Origin of the sequence: Vibrio methylphosphonaticus, assembly GCF_023634655.1 — a bacterium.
GTDB classification, from domain to species: Bacteria; Pseudomonadota; Gammaproteobacteria; order Enterobacterales; family Vibrionaceae; genus Vibrio; species Vibrio methylphosphonaticus.
Genome location: NZ_JAMKMS010000002.1, coordinates 338,123 through 356,548 on the forward strand (window position 1 = coordinate 338,123; position 18,426 = coordinate 356,548).

Below are 18,426 nucleotides of genomic sequence, written 5' to 3' on the forward strand. Positions count from 1 at the left end.
AATAGCTTTTCATTAGGTAAATTTTTTCTATTACAAAAACAATTGAACCACAGAGTTAAATATTCGTACTAAGATTCAATTAACAAGCGCAACGTTACTATGATAAGGAAAAATAATGAAAAATAAGCTCATTGGATTGGCACTCGCATCAACACTCACTTCATCGCTATCACTCGCGGGAGAACACATTATTTACGAGCTTGACGGGCAAGCCTACGAAGGTTATTGGGCCAAAATCGACAATACCGCTCCCCTTGTGCTGCTAGTGCATGATTGGGATGGACTTACTGAATACGAAGAAGAACGAGCAGAGATGCTCAACAGCATGGGTTACAACGTCTTTGCGGTTGATCTTTTTGGCCAAGACGTCAGACCGACTAAAGTAGAAGACAAAAAACAACACACTGGTGAACTGTATAAAGACAGAGCGAAACTTCAGGCTCTTATGAATGCGGGGCTTGCTGAAGCAGGCAAGCTTGGCGGGAACCTAGATAACACCGTTGTCATGGGCTATTGCTTTGGTGGTGCTGCCGTTTTAGAGTCCGCTAGAGCAGGGATGACAGCGAGAGGCTTTGTCACCTTCCACGGTGGACTACAAACTCCAAAAGGACAAAGCTACGCGCAAACCAAAGCGCCAATCATGGTTCTTCATGGTACCGCGGATGCCGCAATCCCTATGTCCCAATTTGCTGATTTAGCAGTCGAGCTAGAAGAAAGCAATGTCTCTCACGAAATGATCACATACAGTGGTGCGCCTCACGCCTTCACCGTCTTTGGTTCTAAAAATTATCGAGAGGACGCAGATAAAAAATCTTGGATGGCGTTTTCAGAGTTTTTAGTCACTAAAACAGGAAAATAATCACAAAAAAAAGTCAGACTCTTACGAGTCTGACTTTTTGTTTAAAAACCAAACTATTTAAGCCGGGTTTTTAGCCTTAAACAAAATGGCATACATTACCGGGATAAATACCAGCGTTAGAACAGTCGCAAAGCCCAAACCGAACATCACTGTAATTGACATATTGACAAAGAATACGTCACCAAGTAGTGGAATCATACCAAGTATCGTCGTACAAGCCGCGAGCATTACTGGTCTCATCCGAGAAATCGAAGAGTCGATAATGGCATCGTATACCGGCTTCTCTTCTGCTTGCATGTCAATCTCTTCAAGCAGGACTATCGCATTCTTAATCAATAGACCGATTAGACTCAGTGCGCCCAATAACGCCATGAAGTCAAACGCACCATCAAGAAGTAACAGACCCGCAGTAATACCAATAATCGCCAGCGGTACAGTGATCCAAATGATCAATGGCTGTTTCACTTTACCAAACAGTAGTACCACGACAATAATCATCATAATGAAAGACACTGGTATTGCGCTAAACAACGCGCCTTGAGCTTCAGCAGAATCTTCATACTCACCGCCCCAGTCCATTGAATAGCCAGGTGGCAATTCGATCGCTTCAATCTGAGGCTTCAGTCGGTCAAACAACGGTGCAGCGAGCTCACCCGTTGGGTTCGCAGACGCGATGATAGTCGTTAGTCGATCGCGGCCACGGATCATTGCATCTTCCCAAACCGTCTCAAATGCCACAACAACCTGAGCAATTGGAACCGTTCTTTCTAATACAGGACTATAAACCTGAGCATCCATCAATTGAGCTACATTTTGGCGCTCGCTTGCGTCCGTGCGGAAGTAAATAGGCAATAACCTTACGCCATCACGATAAATACCCACTTGAGAGCCTTCACTAGCTGCGCGTAACGAAGCCGCAAGTTCAGTACGTGTAATACCTAACTGACGACCCACCTGCTCATTGAAAATTGGCTTAATCAACTTAACAGGTTGTCTCCAGTCATTACGGACTTCTTTTGCTTCTGGGTCAGCAAGCATAATGGCTTCAGCTTGAGATGACAGATCGCGTAATACAGCAGGATCAGGACCAGCAAATCGAGCTTCAATTTTAGAGTCTCGTCCAGGACCAATCCGTAAACTCTTAATTTTAGGTTCTATGCTGTCGATATTGTCCGTCATGAACTTGTCAATGTCCGCTTGCAGTGCAGCGATCATTTCACGGTTCTCAGTACGAACGATAACCTGACCATACGCTTTTGTTGTATCTTGTGGCGTATAAACTAATGAGAAACGCGATGCTCCTCCCCCAATGAAGGTTGCGGTCCATTCAACACCTTCTTGTTCACGGATAAACTCCGCCACTTTTAAGGTGTCATCACGCGTTTGGCGAATATCACTCCCTTCTACTTCCCACACATCGACAAAGAACATCGGTGTATTTGCATTCGGGAAAAACGCACTTTTTACAAAACCAAAGCCCCATACCGATGCAACGAACATCGCAAGGATAACGCTAATGGTCAGTGCTCGTTGTTTCAGCGCAAATTGAAGAACACTCTTATAAATGACAAAACCAGCACCAGCGTACGGGTCTTTCTCTTCTTCACCCTCTTTACGATCTTCTTTCTTAAGAAGCAGGGCACAAAGTAGCGGCGTCGTTGATACCGCTGTCACCCAACTTAGAGACAGTGAAATCAAAATAACGTAGAAAAGTGAGCGTGTAAATTCACCAGTATTACTCTGAGACATACCAATCGCAGCAAACGCGAGGATACCTACCGCCGTGCCGCCTAATAGCGCCCAGCCATTTGCACCCACAACTTCACCCGCTGCTTTCATTGCAGGCACGCCACGTTTAATACGTATCATCATGCCTTCGGCAACCACGATGGCATTATCCACCAGCATCCCGAGCGCTATGATCAAGGCGCCAAGCGAGATCCTCTGAAGCTCGATACCATAAAGATGCATAATAGCCAGCGTACCGGCTACCGTGATCACGAGAACCGCACCAATGATCAGTCCAACTCTCAGACCCATAAAGGCCAATAACACCACCACAACGATGATCAAAGCTTCTACGGTATTGGTCACAAACCCAGCGACAGATGCGTCTACTTCTTGAGGTTGGTTATAGATAATATCAAGGTTCATGCCTAGAGGGATTTGATTCTCTAAACTTTCGATTTTATCAGCGATTAAACCACCAACTTCCACCACGTTCTTACCACTCAGCATCGAAATACCAACTGTAAGCGAGGGCTTTCCATTGAAGTAAATAAGTTTTGATGGTTCTTCTTTATACTCACGGGTGACTTCTGCAACATCACCCAAACGAATGAGTTTTCTATCATCACTCGCAATCAGTAGATCTTCAATTTCACTCACATGCTTGAAGCTACCTGTAGGCTCGATTCGGATGAACTCTGGACCCACACGAAAACGCCCTGAATCTGACACTAAGTTTTGGGATTGCAACAGATTTTCAATGGTCGCCATGTCAATGCCAAGTTTCGCCATTTTGGTGCGAGACATTTGTACATAGACCACTTCTTGCTGATCACCGTCAATGGATACTTTTCGTACCCCTGGAACCAACACTAATTGCTTCTTAAGATTTTCCGCGACATCTTTTAGCTCTCGAAAGCTGTAGCCTTCACCGTTTAGCGCTAAAAATCCGCCATAAACATCGGCAAAATCATCAATAATCTGTGGTTCACCGGCTCCAGGAGGAAGCTTATGTTTGTTGTCGGCGATTTTTCGTCGTAGCTCATCATAAATACCCGGCATTTCTGCAGACGTGTATTCATCTTTAAACTCGATAGTGATGTCAGATAGCCCTTCGCGGGTAACTGAACGCTTGATTCGCTTCACCTGGCCCAACAGTCGCACCGCATCTTCTATATGGTACGTCACTTCGTCATAGACTTCCTCTGGCGATGCGCCCGGATAGGTGGTGATGATCTTAGCTTCTTTAATGGTAAACGCCGGATCTTCCAACTTTCCCATTTCAAAATACGCAAGAACACCACCGACCGTCATTAGCAGGACCAATAACCAGCTATTGACTTTATTCTTTACTGAATACTCACCTAAATTCATAAAACATCTCTTCTCGCTGAGTCGACAGTTATTGAGCTTGATCGATTTCTGGCATCAGGCTTACTTCCATTCCTTCATTCAAGAATGGAACACCTACCGTCACAATGCGCTCTCCCATTTCTAAACCCGACAATACGGTAATGCGATCACCCTCCATTGTTGATACTTCAATTTTCTTAGGAGAAACGGTGTTGTCATCGCCGACTACCCATACCGTAGGATTATGAGAATTATCGCTTACAACAGCCGTACTTGGTACTTGAACCGCACCTTTCGTTTCATTCAAGTTTGAGAAATCCGCAGTAACATAACCCGTCATCCCTGGAAGAATATTCTGATCACTAGGGGCTTCTAGCGTCACTGTCACCTCAAACGTCTGGGTATCGGAATCTGCTTTTGAAGACACTTCAGTGATTTCAACTGGATACGGTTTTTCGCGAGCACGGTCAAAGTATGCAAAGACTGGGATTTCAACAGGGTTTTCAGCTTGCTCATCGCGAATTTGTCTAACCAGTTTTTCTGGGACGGCAAATTTCAACTCAAGGGTATTTAAATTTTGGAAAGAAAACACCACCTGTTTAGCTTCAACATTTTCAAAGTTTTGAATACTACGCTGGGCGACGAAACCATCGAATGGGGCAACTAGTTTCGTGTAGCTAAGTTGAGTTTTCGCGTTATCATAGCCAGCTTGAGCTTTTGTTAAATCCGCTCGAATTTGTTCGTAATCTTTTTTCGAAATAAAGTTATCTTTAATGAGTTCTTTCGCTCGTTTAAAATCGGCTTGTAAACGCTGCAACGTCGCTTTTGCATCTCTAACCGCTAACTTAAATCTCGTATCATCAAGTGTCGCGAGAACCGTGCCTTTTTTAACGTCATCACCTTCTTTAGCTGGAAGACTGTCCACCTTTCCGGAAACCCTAAATGCCATTTCAGCACGATCGGACGCTAAAACGCGTGCAGGAAATTCACGAATCATGCTTTGGTTCTCTAAACCAATAACCATTGTTTTTACTGGACGTACAACAGGAGCTTCCACTTTCTCCTCTGGCTCTGGGCTACACCCAGTCAATACCACGCCAAATAGCGCCGTCAGAGTAAGAACACGTAAATGAGTTTTCATAACAACCACCCAACATAAAAATTTATAAAAGTTAAAACTATTATAGGCTAACAAAATCAATAACTACTTAAAGGTACAAGGTACATTAAGCCAAGCAAAAAGCAACAAAATGGACACAATAATTCAACCTTAAGGTTAGGTTGTTAAGTAAAACTGGATCGCTTCTAGCTGCCCTCTATGAGACATACGTTTCAAGGTAAGTTCATTATTTTTGTTTTTTTTTTAGATCGCATTGAATCGATGAATACGTATCCCATACTAATAAACAACATCAATGCAATGGCGGGCTATATGAACACTTACATCATCAAATGGCTCGTCGCTATAACCTTACTTTTTCTGTTTTCCGCTTGGCTACTGCTCAGCTTTACTTCGCCCTTCACTATCAGTCAGCTTGAAGAGCATGAGCACCATTCACTTACTAGCAGCAAAGTCTCTTCATCGATTCCTCTCATTTCCCCGATTGAACCTAGTCCACTCAATGCTGAAACAAAGCCAATCGCCAAAATTGGTTTTCAACTCTTTCTCGATCCTAACCTTTCATCTAACGGCAAAGTCAGCTGTGAGTCTTGTCATCATATATTCGTTAACGGAGCGGAGGACAGCAAAGTATCGACGGGTGTAAAAGGAGCAGGCACTAGGAATTCTCCGACAGTATTTAATATCTCTCATAATACTCGTTTTTTTTGGGACGGCAGTGCTGCTAGTCTAGAGCACCAAATGGATGGCCCCGTGCACAACCCGCTCGAAATGGATAGTAACTGGGATAGCATTACTCATTACGTCAAGTCCAACAAACATTACCGACAACAGTTCAACGAAGTATGGCGTGATGGCATAACGACAAAAAACATTAAGCACTCGCTCGTCACTTTTATGACTGCACTGACTACACCAAATGCACCATTTGACCTTTATCTAAAAGGCAACAGGCACGCCATTGATCCAGCTGCGGAAAAAGGCTGGCAAAAATTTCAGTCGCTGGGTTGTATCGTCTGCCATCAAGGAGTGAACATTGGCGGTAATTTGTTTCAAAAATTCGGCAACATAAGAGAAAACACACATCAAAGCGAAGATTTAGGACGCTACAACGTGACAGGTATCGAGAGCGATAAAAACGTATTTCGCGTGCCAAGTCTTAGAAACGTCGCAGATACACCGCCATACTTTCATGATGGCAGCAGTACTACATTAGAAGAGGCCATCGTTACCATGGCAAATATCCAACTCGGCCAAGACCTAGACGCAACCACCGTAATAGAAATTAGCGCATTTTTACATTCACTCTCCGCCCCCGCACCACCTAATCTCAAAGAGCTATCCTATGAGTAACCGACTACTAACAAAGCAACGCGTCGACTTTCTGTATTTACTTGCCATTTCGCTTTCTTGTGGGGGGTTAATAACCAATGCAGTCAGTATGTACATAAGTGAATCATACCAAAAATCTTACCTCTCACTTTCACAAAGCATGACTCACCGTCTCGACGAAATCTATGCTTTCGAGTACAGCTCGACCGATAGCTACGACGTCTTTTCAAGCGAATTAGTAGAACTCGAAGTCATCTCTGAACGGCTCTATGACAATATCAAAAATAACAGCCAAAGTTATCCTTCTTTTCTCAGTCCGATCCCGAAGGAAGGATTGGACTACGCGCTCCAGATAAAAGACGACCTTCGCGCTTTCACACAGCGCCTAGAGCGACTGCTTAGTGCAAAAGTATCCATGGAATATTCCACTAATGCGATCAAAACGCTAGAAACGACCCTCAAGACGAATACCTATTCGAATCAGGACAAGCTCGCGATTTTTCAATATTTGGATTCAACATCTAAACTGGGGGCAGAAGGAGCGGAAATGCCCAAGCTACAGGGAGCATCGCAATACAGAGAGCTCCAGACTTTAAAGGGATACCTAATCCTTAACGATAGGGTCAAGAACACGATTAAATTAGAAACACAATCGCTAATCGATAGCGAGATTCACCGACTAACGGATACCACAAATAGCTATTGGCTTGAGCAAACATTATCAACACAAGTCAAAATGACTATTGCTTCCATGCTGTTGCTGTTCTTTGTTGGGTGTTATTTGTATCGAAAACAACAAATCCAGCAGTACCGCGAACGACAACTGAATACAGACCTTCTGACTAAAGAAAAAGAGCGCTCTCACCTTGCTATGGTGGTTGAACATGCGAGTGACGCTATCATCATCACAGACAAAGAAGGGAAAACAACTTGGGTCAATGCGGCATTCGAAAGAATATCAGGTTATCAATTTCATGAGATCGCGGGGAAAAAGCCTGGTACAGTTTTGCAAGGCGAAGAGACGGCACACAGCGAAGTTAGCCGTATATCTGAAGAGCTCAAGCAAGGTAACACGGTTAAATCAGAACTTGTGAACTACCATAAGGACGGCCAACCATATTGGATTGATATTGTCATTACCCCGATACTCAATGCACAGCATGAAATTGAACAATTTATTGCCGTAGAGCGTGACAGTAGTGAGCGGAAAAAATTACTACAAAGTCTAGAATTGGCCGTTGAAAAAGCTGACGCGTCTAATCAAGCCAAGTCCACATTTCTTGCCACGATGAGCCATGAACTGCGCACCCCACTTAATGGCATTATGGGCATGGCCCAAATTCTCGAATCCTCAATCACTAACGTACAACATCGTCAACAGCTGCATATTCTTTTAGAATCAGGGAACCACTTACTTTCACTGCTTAACGACATTCTTGATATATCTAAGATTGAAGAAGGTAAGCTTGAATTGGAAGTTCTCGACTTTTCAATCGAAGACATCTGTGACCCAATAGTTAGTACCTACTCTTCACTATGTAAAGAAAAAGGGATTGAATTTGAATTAGTTAACCAACTACCGAAAGGTAAGTCCTACAAAGGGGACAAATCCAGAATTCGTCAAATTATTTTCAATTTATTAAGTAACTCGGTGAAATTCACTTCAGCAGGTGACGTTAAGATAACCTTGACTCATCTCGACTCTACGAAGCCTCAGCATGAAACGCTCGTTATTCGTATCGAAGACACGGGTATAGGCATTCCAAGCGATAAATTAGATTCAATATTCAGCCCTTTCGTCCAAGCAGAATCATCCACCACTCGACAATTTGGAGGAACCGGTCTTGGGCTTGCCATTGTTAAACAATTAACCAACTTGATGAGCGGAGATGTCACTGTCAAAAGTACCATCGGTAAAGGCAGTACTTTTTCAGTAACGTTAGAACTAATACCAATTAAAAATATTCAAACCACGCACGACAAAGCCGTCTCACTTGATGACCAGGCAATAGCCTGCTCCCTCAACATTCTTCTTGTCGAAGATAATAAGGTTAACGCTTTAGTAACTAAGACATTTTGTACAAAACAAGGTCATCAAGTTGAAGTTGCGCAAAATGGAGAGATCGCGGTTGACTGTGTCAAAAATAACACCTATGACCTGATTATTATGGACAACCATATGCCGGTTATGGACGGCATAGAAGCCACTAGCATTATTCGACAACAGCTCAAATGTAATACGGTAATATTTGGCTGTACTGCCGACGTATTTAAAGAAGCTCATGATAATTTCATGACAGCTGGAGCAAACCATATCTTAACTAAACCGCTTCAAAAAGAGAGCTTTATCGATGCGCTTCAACGCTTCCGCCATCAACTCATGACCCCATCACAAAATCACAGTCACGCTAATATTTTACAACTTATCCGACATGATACGACCAAGCTAGAGAGTATCAGCACCACCGAAGCGGAGATAACGCTCAATAGCGAGTCGAATTTGGATAATGCTATTGATATCAACAGAATAATAAAGTTTAAGCACCTAACAGAAACCTCTCTAGATGAACTTGTGCAAGTTTATACGGAAAAAGGGATACCTGAAGTGTTAATAACGCTCACGTCACTGCAGGCAAATATTAGTGACCTCAAACTACACCTTGTCGAAAGCAAACTCGATAGTCTCTTGACACAACTTAACAGTGGACAGCAACCTAACATCCACGATATGCAGTCTCTTATTAATTTAGTCGAGGTAAATATCCATCAAGCGATACGTATTATTGAACAATGTCGATCAGCAGAGGAATCACACAGCACTCAGCCTGCTCCCCTTGAGAAAAAGCACTTTGATGGATAACCGCCTCACAGTTACCTTATCTTTCTCTATCCAAGCAGAGTAAGCTATCTTATTCTGGGGTTACCTACTACTGCTTTGGTACGCTACCCTTGAGCCTTCACACTCTTAAAGCAATCGTATTTGATTTAGACAATACACTCGTCTCTTCCAATATAAACTTTACTCTGCTGCGCCAACAACTTAATTGCCCACAAGATTGCGATCTCTTGATGCACTTAGAACAATTCGGTGACCAAGAGCAGCAACGATTATCAAATATTATTCGAGATCATGAGATTCAAGACGCTGCCGCGAGTAGTCTTATGCCTGGCGCCAAAGAACTGATTCATTGGCTCACACAGCAAGGGTACTTTATAGGCGTTATTACTAGGAATTGCCGCTCGGCTGCGACAACAAAGATACTCGCTCATCAGCTTCCTATCGAGTCATTATTAACAAGAGAAGAGTTTGCCCCTAAACCCGCACCCGATTCGTTATACCACTTGATGAATAAGTGGCAATTAAATCCGCAGGAGATTCTGTATGTTGGTGATCATTACTACGATATAGAAACGGCCATAAACGCAAATTGTCAGAGCTGCTTCATTTCAAACGGACTCAGTGAAAGCAATGCACCAAGCCAAGCCAATTTCAGCTACCCTACCCTGCTAGGACTGCTTAATTCATTGAAGGTATGTTGAATGGGGCTAGAACGGCTCCATTGCGTGAGGAGGGGGCAACGAGCTACACTCACTTATCCCACTACTCTCGCTTGTACTACTACTCACGCTTATAGCACTACTCTCGCTTGTACTGATACATTGCTTTGTCAGCTCTATCTAATAACTGATTATGGTTGATGTCTTCCAATGGAGAGCAAGAAACCACTCCAACGCTATAACCTAGTTGGTATACACGGGGACTTGCGTTGTTAAACTTCACGACTTCTTCATCAAAACGAGTCATAGGATAACGAGCATCCCCACCGGTTGTACCTGACATTAGCACGACGAATTCATCTCCACCTATGCGAGCAATAACATCTGAATCTCTAAAGTTATCAATTAATAGCCGCGAAAAAGACGTTAACGCATCATCACCAATAGAGTGCCCTAATGTATCATTAATCTTTTTAAAATCATTGAGATCAAAATAAGCTAGACTGTATGGCTCCATCGAAAAGCGACATTTGCTGATCACTTTCTCTGCTAACTCATTGAACCCACGTCGATTCGATATCTGCGTCAACTCATCAATAGTAGAATTTAAATTAGCAACTAGCTCACCCTCTGCTAATTTCGCTAAATCAATCAGGTCATGTACTTCTTGATCCGTAAAGTGCCTAGGCTGGCGATCAATAATGCATAATGTCCCTATCTTTTCCCCTCCATCAAGCTTTAGAGGCACACCCGCGTAAAATCGTATTTGAGGATCCCCTTGTACCAGAGGGTTATCCCAAAAGCGACGATCAGCCAGCGCATCAGGAACAATAAAGGGCTCATCACCTAAAATTGCGTGCCCACAAAAAGAAATGTCGCGATGGGTTTCCGTCGCGTCTATCCCAAAACCAGACTTAAACCACTGCCTATGTTCATCAATAAGACTCACCAGCGCGATATCGACATTAAACATGCGCTTAGCCAAGCGAGTAACACGGTCAAAACGTTCTTCTCGCGGAGTATCTAAAATCTTTAGCTGACGTAAAAGATGTACACGATACTCTTCATTAGCAGGGATAGGTGGTGTTTGCATAGCGTCTTTAACTCTTAATACTCGTCCTTTAAAACTAGTATAGTTATGTTCTATTACCACTTCGATTTATCGTTATAATTATATTCCGATGCACCGCCCTACCATCTCCTCGTTAAGTATACTTTTCATCACTCAACGCCCAAAGCCTCTGAGAAATACTGTTCGTTAACCAAAGTAAAACGCCCCCAAATTGGAGGCGTTTAATTCATAACGTTTGACACTTATCTGTAGCCAAGAGGAACCATCTACAGATAAAAATCGTTATTATTTTCTTGCGATAGTATGAAGTAACCTTTCCGTTGGCATAGTAACCGCAACGATCGTTTCATCTTTGATCACAGCAACCGCATCAATCATTTTCTGATACTCTTTTACATCGGCTGGCGATAATGTTTCTCCAGCACGAGCGCGAGAAATTAAGGTTTGACCAAGCTGCGCGATGTTGACCGTCGACTTCGCTACATCAACCGTATCGACAGACGCGATGTTATTGGCAAAGATTTTGGCAGAAGCTTCAGCTGCCGCAGCCACCGTTACATAATGCTGCTCTAATCCGTCGAGCGCAGCTTGATCACCCATTTGATATGCTTGGACTAAGTCGTTCATCTCATAAACGGCATAGCTTTCTACCGCGAGTGCATCGGCAAATCGGTTTAAACGCTCATGTTGATTATACAAATCGCCTGGCGTTTCAGTTTGAATCCACTTCTCCCAATTTCGCGCATAATATTGAGCAGGTTCAGTGTAGTCCGCTAAGGTTAGTAATGGCTCAGGATTCGCTCCGTTAGCCAGTCTTTCAATCAGCAGGCGGGCATTAGTATGATGACGCAAACCAACTGAAATCTCCGACCAAGTGTCTACCGCTCGCATACGTTTATACATGCTTGCTTCATCAGTTAACGATTCGTCGGACCATAAACGCTCGGCAATGACATAACTGCGAGGCCAAATACGATTCTCAACTGTGAGTGAATTATAGTTCTCACCCCATACGGTAATTTCACCACCAAGAATTAATGACTTTTCATCATCCGTGAGCTCTGCTGGGTATCCACCGGTTGGAGCCGGAATTGACGAGCCTTCTTTGGAAGAAGATGCAACAACCTTACCGGTAGTCGGCCAGCGAACGTTACCAATTAACTGATAGCTTCCTTCTGCCAAGTCTTCACCTGATAGTTTAAGATTAAACTCGGTATACGACATAAAGTTATCAAAGTGACCACGGAAGCTCTCGCCCGGCGTATATTCTATAATTTCAACTTCTGTACGGGACTTGCCGTTGTAATCGGTAAATGCACGGACTTTCCCATCTTTAGCTTGAATAATGGTCAACAATCCTTTTCTTGGACCGCCTTTGGTACGAGGCTTTTGCCATTCATAACTGACAAAGCGTTCCCCCTGATGAAGCGTATCGTCTACCGTGATGCCTTGAGGCATCGGGTCATTTCGGTAGTGATAATTCGTTGGTTGTGGTTGGTCTAAGTAGTAGCCTGTAGACAGCAACCCTTGGTAACCTTCTTGAGCTGCACGCCCGATGCTATCGTGACCTCGCCAACTTTGAATCACGATCGATTTTGGTAAGTCTTTATGCCAAATTTCATCCCAACCAGACATTTTTTTGCCGCGTTTCTCTAGCATTTTTTCAACTTTAGCGTTCAGGTAAGATTGTAAACCACGCTCACCGTCTAAATCATTTTCTTTTATAAAAGCTTGAATAGATGGATTTTCTTTCCATTGTTTGTAATTTGGCTCATCACCACCGATATGGAAGTACTCATCTGGGAATAGTTCTACTACCTCATCAAAGACGCTCTCTAACATCACGTACAAGTCAGGGTTAGTTGGATCCATTAACGGTTCGAATACCCCCCACTCCCTTTGCTGCTCATAGCTTTGCTCACCCATACCAGACATTAAATCAGGATAAGCGTGAGCAACCGCCGATGCGTGACCCGGTAATGAGATTTCTGGAATGACTCGAATACCACGCTGACGCGCATACTCAACGACATGGCGAATATCGTCTTTGGTGTAGTAATCACCATCCGTCGTGTCTTGCCACAATTTTGTGTAATTATCGAGTTGAATGCGAATCCCTTGGTCATCCCATAGGTGCCAATGGAAAACGTTCATTTTTGCCGAGGCCATGGCATCGAGCTGTCGTAAGATAACGTCCATTTCAACAAAGTGACGAGACGTATCATAAGAAACCCCTCGCCAAGGGAAGCGAGGCGCGTCATCAATATTCACTTCAGGTACGTGGTAGCCTTTTGCATCCGTGACAACAAGCTGAAGCAAGGTTTCAATACCGCGGATTGCCCCGTAAGGACGATTGGCCTTAAGTGTAATTTGACCGTTCTTTGCGACTAACTGATAGGACTCATCCGCATCCATATCTTGCACATCAGATTGAGGTGCTTCTGCTATATCAATAACTAGCGTCGCTGAACTTTCAGAGTCGGCAGTCCAATTAAGAGTTGGCAAACCCGTTTGCCTTTCTAAACGTTCGATGAATCGCTTAGCGGTAAAATCTACTCGCTCAGACCGATAGCCTTTAATATAAACGCTAAAGTCTTTTGTCAGTTCAACTTGACCTACTCCCAACTCAACGGATTGTGGGTAAGGCATTAAATTAAGATCGGTATTGGGTGCAGCGGCCCATGCCGTTGCCGACATCAGTGAACCGGCGACGAGTAGTGATAATACATTCTTTTTCATTATTATGTCCTTAGAATACAAAGTTTAGTCCAATTCTATAGCGCCATTCTGTTTCGCCAGTATTTGGTGCTGGAATATAAATATTTTTATCAGCATCAACAATTTCCGCATACGGCCTCATAAAGCTTGAGTATTTATATAAGAATTTAAACGTATGCTCTCTCGCGGTTTGCTCGCCATTAGCAAGTTCACCAGGGTGATTAGTTATTTGATCGAAATAGGTATATGCATATGAGAGTGTAAAATCATCCGTGTTATATCCTGTCCACATATCGTATCGGTTACGACGAATAGTTTCATTTTCTCCCGCAGCATTTTGTGCTTCTGCGCTTGAAAAATCATATCGATAACGTCCGTGAATAAATAATCCGTTATCAAAGTTATAGTTCAATTTTAAATACGGCATATAAAACGTATTAGAACTCATAAAGTTCATGGTCAAACCCGGATTTAAGACAAAGTTATCGTTAACAGCGTAGGTGTAGTAATTGGTTATCTCCGTGTTCGATAAGCGCAAGTTACTACCAAAGCTATCGCCATAAGTACCATGGTTAACGTTAGTAAGCATTTCAATACCATAACCATTATCAAAATGATGACCTAAAATAACGCGACTACGATGACGATCTGAAGGGTCTCGATACTCATGTCTTAAATCAAGATACGTAGTCGCTGAATATGCTGATGAAGATATAACTATAAATAATGCAGAGGGAACGAGTTTATTCATAATAATTTTTATCAATTAATAGTTGTGACGTGCCATATTAAACTTACATAGCAAATACCATCACAAGAAAAAGGGAAACGTCAATAACACAGCAACATAAATTATAACAGCTGAATTATTATATCTATTACTCTGATGTTTTCTTCGAGCTATTTAACACTATAAACTCCCTCTTAAACCAATATAGCCAGAGCACCTCCATTTACGAAAAATTAACTTTGCCGACAACATCCGTCTATCCATGCAGCAGTTAATTTCAACCAAGCGCTTACTAAAAAGCACTATCTATGTATCCATATTATTTTTGGGAAAATGCGTTAGGAGTATGACCTACGACAAATATGGAAAAATATGGAAAAATATGGAAAAATATGGAAAAATATGGAGCGCCTTTCGGCACTCCATTAACGTTTTATTATTCTGTCACTGGTGATGACTTAATGGTTACATCAGAAGTATCACTTAACTCCATTTGCGCTCGCTCTGCATCGAGTATTGCTTGTGCTTGCTCAGGGGAAACGGTATTAGCTGGCGTCAGTAGACTCACAACAACACCAGCGAATGTCGCCACTAACACAGAAGGTATAACCGGGTTGCCCCAATATGTCGTTAGTGTTGGGCTAAGCATTACGGTAAACGATGCACATGATGCCCCTATCAAAGTTGCAATTGCACCCTGCCAATTATAACGCTTCCAGAAACGTCCTAGCATGCCACATACGAACATTCCAGACATGACGGTTGAAATCATTTTGGTAATGTAGCCAATGATATCGTTTGAAGTTAACGCAAATAGTAGTGCAAAACCAATGACAACAATCAGCGCTAGACGTGAGTAGTTCAGCATGGAGTCTTTATGAGGCATACGACCAGTGAACATCACGTAAACGTCGCGAAGTAGAATCGATACTCCTGCGATCGCATCAGAGCTTGCACTCGACATTGTCGCCGAAAGACCTGCAATTAATACAATCATACCCACGCCTACTGGCAATACCGTTGCCGCGACATAAGGGAATGAGAAGTTAGGGTTTTCTAACGATGGGTCAATCGCATGAGCCGCCATACCAATAATGGCTGGAATGATAGAGAAAAAGAGATACAGTACACCAGACATCACGAATGAACGGCGAATAGTAGAAACATCTTTACCAGAGTATATACGCTGGCGGAACGATGGTGTAGCCAATACACCCACTCCGATCACCACCGCCAAAGAAATAGCCGGGATTACACCTAGTTTTTCAATCGCTAAAAAGCTCGTCGCAGCAGGGTCCATCGCAGCATAAAGGTTATCAAGACCACCAATGTATTGCACTGACATCACAGCCATCAAGATAAAGCCAACAAACAAGATGACCGCTTGAATAGTATCGGTCCAAACCACCGCCGTGTAACCGCCAATCACAACATAAATCGTAAAGGCTGCGGCAATAATCACTTTGGCGACGTTTAGATCAATATCAGCGATCCATGCGAGATACATCCCGCCACCAAGAATATGGGCACCTAACCAACCAATAGAGGCGACAAAAATCAGCACACCAACCACATTTTTCACCACGCGATTAGCGCCAACGTAATACGCCAGTTCTTCACTCATGGTCATGAAATTGAGTTTACGTACAGGAGCAAACCATAGAGCTAACAACAAAATGCCTAACGCACCACCAATGCCATACAAGGCACCAGCCCAACCGTTAGCATACCCAAAGCCGACCGCGCCCATACTTGAGCCCGTTCCTACCATGGTGGCAACCGTGGTACCTAAAACAAGAAACAAAGGTAAGCCGCGGCCACCTAAAAGGAAGTCTTCCCCAGACTTTTGATTACGTGATACAAACCACCCTAACCAAATAAGAAAACACACATATATTCCGAAACCAGTTAAAAAGAGTGTACTGTTCATTGAACATCTCCAAATATAATTGTGGTGTGCATTAACCACTTATAGTTTTACGTTATTATCTTAAAGTAACATTTATTGATTGAATAATTTTAATTCAAAGTAAATTTTTATTGTTATGTGAAGGGCATCATCATGCCCTTCCAATGCTACTTAATATACATCTATTAATATTATTAATGGGTGTAATATTTAAGCACGATCTGAACGATAGCAGGTAACATCGACTTCTACTTTCACATCAACGACTAAGTCGCACACCATGCAAATTCGAGCAGGAGGGTTCGCACCAAAAAACTCGCGGAATACTTTATTGAACGATTGGAAGTAACGAGAATCCGTCAGTACTACTTTTACATGCATCACGTCTTCAAGTCCGTAGCCCGCTTCTTCCATAATGTCGACACAGTTTTGGATAGCAAGACGAGACTGATCAATGATGCCCCCTTCTACCACTTCACCATCAGTCATTGGTGTTTGACCCGAAACATAAAGAAAGCCGCCCGCTTCTGTTGCTCTCGCAAACGGAAGGTGCTGACCACCAGTACCCACACCACCTTCAATACCATAACGTTTAATAGTCATTTTAACTCCAAAGTTTATACTTAATTATTTACTTACCTAAATATTGATTAAATCAATATTACTCTTTATGTCGAAAAATAAATCGACCAAACCTATTTTTTGTTACTTCTTTATTTCTATAGCTAATGTTTCCGTTAACGAAAACATAATCAATTCCATCAGCGAGCGATATAGGGTCTTCAAATGTTGCTGTATCTTTAATTTTATTCTTATCAAAGATTACCAAATCAGCAAACGCACCTTTTTCAATTATTCCACGCTGCTTCAAATTATATCGTTGTGCAGATAAGCCCGTCATTTTATGAACAGCTTCTTCAAGTGAGAATAATTGCCTATCGCGGCAATAATGACTCAGCACTTTAGGAAAGGTTCCCCATAACCTTGGATGGGGATGAGGGTCATTTGGCAAACCATCAGAACCCACCATGGTCAAGCGGTACTTAAGGACACGCTCAACATCCGCTTCATCCATACAATGATAAACTGCCCCTGCCGGTTGCAACGCTTTTGCCGCTTCAAGTAATGGTAAGTTCATTTGGTTTGCGATTTCTTTCAACATTTTCCCAGCAAACTCAGGTAACGATTCAGACCACGTGATGAAAATATCAATGTCATCTGTCACTTGTTTAAGATCAAGTGTGGAAGAGCTGGCTGAGTATGGGTAACAGTCGCAGGAAACGTCCTGATTTTTAACGGTTTCTTCCATCAACTCTAAGACCTCAACGGTTCGACCCCAGTTTCCAGCCCCTGCGCACTTCAAATGAGAGATGACAACAGGTACTTTGGCATGTTTTCCTGTTTCAAAGGCTTCTTCCATCGCCTCTAAGATCGCTTCGAACTCTGTTCTCATATGTGTGGTATAAATACCACCATGATCCGCTAGCACCTCTGCTAAGCTCATGACTTCCTCAGCCGTGGCTTGTTTGGCGCTGGCGTAAGCTAAACCAGAACTTAAACCTAGTGCGCCTTGCTCTAGGGCTTGCGAAAGTGTTGCTTTCATTGATAACAACTCGCTTTCACTTGCCTCACGCAGCAATTCATCCATGACATTATTTCGTAGCGTTGTATGACCCACAAGCGCAGCAACATTTACAGCAGGTTGTGCTGTCATCACAGCATCGGCGTAGTGCGCAAACGTCGGATACTTAAAATCCTTTTGTTGACCCAATAAATTCATCGGATCGGGTGGAGCATTGGCGAGAGTTGCAGGTGATGCGCTAATGCCACAATTTCCTACAATCACAGTCGTCACACCCTGACTAATTTTAGGCAGACACTCAGGGTAACGAATCACATTCGTGTCATCATGAGTATGAACGTCGATAAAACCGGGGCTGAGTACTTTTCCCTGGCCATCAATGACATGCTTAGCTAGCCCTGCATCCATTGGGGCAATTTCAGCAATTCGATCACCAACAATTGCCACGTCCGAAAAATACGCTTTCGAGCTCATTCCATCGACAATTTCTACGTTTTTTATAATGATGTCGAACAACATAGTCAT

Annotated in this window: 12 protein-coding genes; 4 read left to right on the plus strand and 8 right to left on the minus strand. The window is 43.0% G+C overall.

Annotated features, from left to right (window positions below; genetic code table 11):
• Positions 1 to 115: 115 nt before the first annotated feature.
• The gene (locus tag M9196_RS03835) at positions 116 to 859 is read left to right on the plus strand and encodes a dienelactone hydrolase family protein (protein ID WP_250616201.1); all 744 of its coding nucleotides are present in this window, start codon (positions 116 to 118) and stop codon (positions 857 to 859) included.
• 57 nt (positions 860 to 916) lie between these two features.
• Here the strand turns inward: M9196_RS03835 and M9196_RS03840 are convergent, their stop codons facing one another.
• Both M9196_RS03840 and M9196_RS03845 read right to left on the minus strand, forming a co-directional pair.
• A complete protein-coding gene (locus M9196_RS03840) occupies positions 917 to 3,961 on the minus strand; it encodes an efflux RND transporter permease subunit (protein ID WP_250616202.1) in 3,045 nt (1,014 codons plus the stop codon).
• 28 nt (positions 3,962 to 3,989) lie between these two features.
• Complete coding sequence (locus M9196_RS03845; protein ID WP_250616203.1) at positions 3,990 to 5,081, minus strand: efflux RND transporter periplasmic adaptor subunit; 1,092 nt, start codon at positions 5,079 to 5,081, stop codon at positions 3,990 to 3,992.
• 177 nt (positions 5,082 to 5,258) lie between these two features.
• Here M9196_RS03845 and M9196_RS03850 point away from each other — a divergent pair, with 177 nt between their 5' ends.
• The 3 genes from M9196_RS03850 (at position 5,259) to M9196_RS03860 (ending at position 9,932) form a co-directional block, all read left to right on the plus strand.
• Positions 5,259 to 6,413: a cytochrome-c peroxidase gene (locus M9196_RS03850; protein ID WP_250616204.1), complete on the plus strand. Its 1,155-nt coding sequence runs from the start codon at positions 5,259 to 5,261 to the stop codon at positions 6,411 to 6,413.
• A complete protein-coding gene (locus tag M9196_RS03855; protein WP_250616205.1) occupies positions 6,406 to 9,252 on the plus strand; it encodes a PAS domain-containing hybrid sensor histidine kinase/response regulator in 2,847 nt (948 codons plus the stop codon). The genes M9196_RS03850 and M9196_RS03855 overlap by 8 nt, the downstream gene beginning before the upstream one ends.
• A gap of 89 nt (positions 9,253 to 9,341) precedes the next feature.
• Complete coding sequence (locus M9196_RS03860) at positions 9,342 to 9,932, plus strand: HAD family hydrolase (protein WP_250616206.1); 591 nt, start codon at positions 9,342 to 9,344, stop codon at positions 9,930 to 9,932.
• A 97-nt stretch (positions 9,933 to 10,029) separates the two neighbouring features.
• On the opposite strand, the gene M9196_RS03865 is transcribed toward M9196_RS03860, so the two are convergent.
• From M9196_RS03865 to M9196_RS03890, 6 genes are all read right to left on the minus strand, one after another.
• Positions 10,030 to 10,983, minus strand: coding sequence for a sensor domain-containing diguanylate cyclase (locus tag M9196_RS03865; RefSeq protein ID WP_250616207.1), 954 nt, complete (start codon positions 10,981 to 10,983; stop codon positions 10,030 to 10,032).
• Positions 10,984 to 11,247: 264 nt separating this feature from the next.
• On the minus strand, positions 11,248 to 13,701 hold the full coding sequence (locus tag M9196_RS03870; protein ID WP_250616208.1) for a family 20 glycosylhydrolase: 2,454 nt from the start codon (positions 13,699 to 13,701) through the stop codon (positions 11,248 to 11,250).
• Between the two features lie 10 nt (positions 13,702 to 13,711).
• A complete protein-coding gene (locus M9196_RS03875) occupies positions 13,712 to 14,431 on the minus strand; it encodes an oligogalacturonate-specific porin KdgM family protein (RefSeq protein WP_250616209.1) in 720 nt (239 codons plus the stop codon).
• Positions 14,432 to 14,846: 415 nt separating this feature from the next.
• On the minus strand, positions 14,847 to 16,340 hold the full coding sequence (locus M9196_RS03880; RefSeq protein WP_250616210.1) for a sodium:solute symporter family protein: 1,494 nt from the start codon (positions 16,338 to 16,340) through the stop codon (positions 14,847 to 14,849).
• A 189-nt stretch (positions 16,341 to 16,529) separates the two neighbouring features.
• Positions 16,530 to 16,922, minus strand: a complete 393-nt coding sequence (locus M9196_RS03885) for a RidA family protein (RefSeq protein ID WP_250616211.1) — start codon at positions 16,920 to 16,922, stop codon at positions 16,530 to 16,532.
• A gap of 58 nt (positions 16,923 to 16,980) precedes the next feature.
• Positions 16,981 to 18,420, minus strand: a complete 1,440-nt coding sequence (locus tag M9196_RS03890) for an N-acyl-D-amino-acid deacylase family protein (protein ID WP_250616280.1) — start codon at positions 18,418 to 18,420, stop codon at positions 16,981 to 16,983.
• Positions 18,421 to 18,426: the final 6 nt, after the last annotated feature.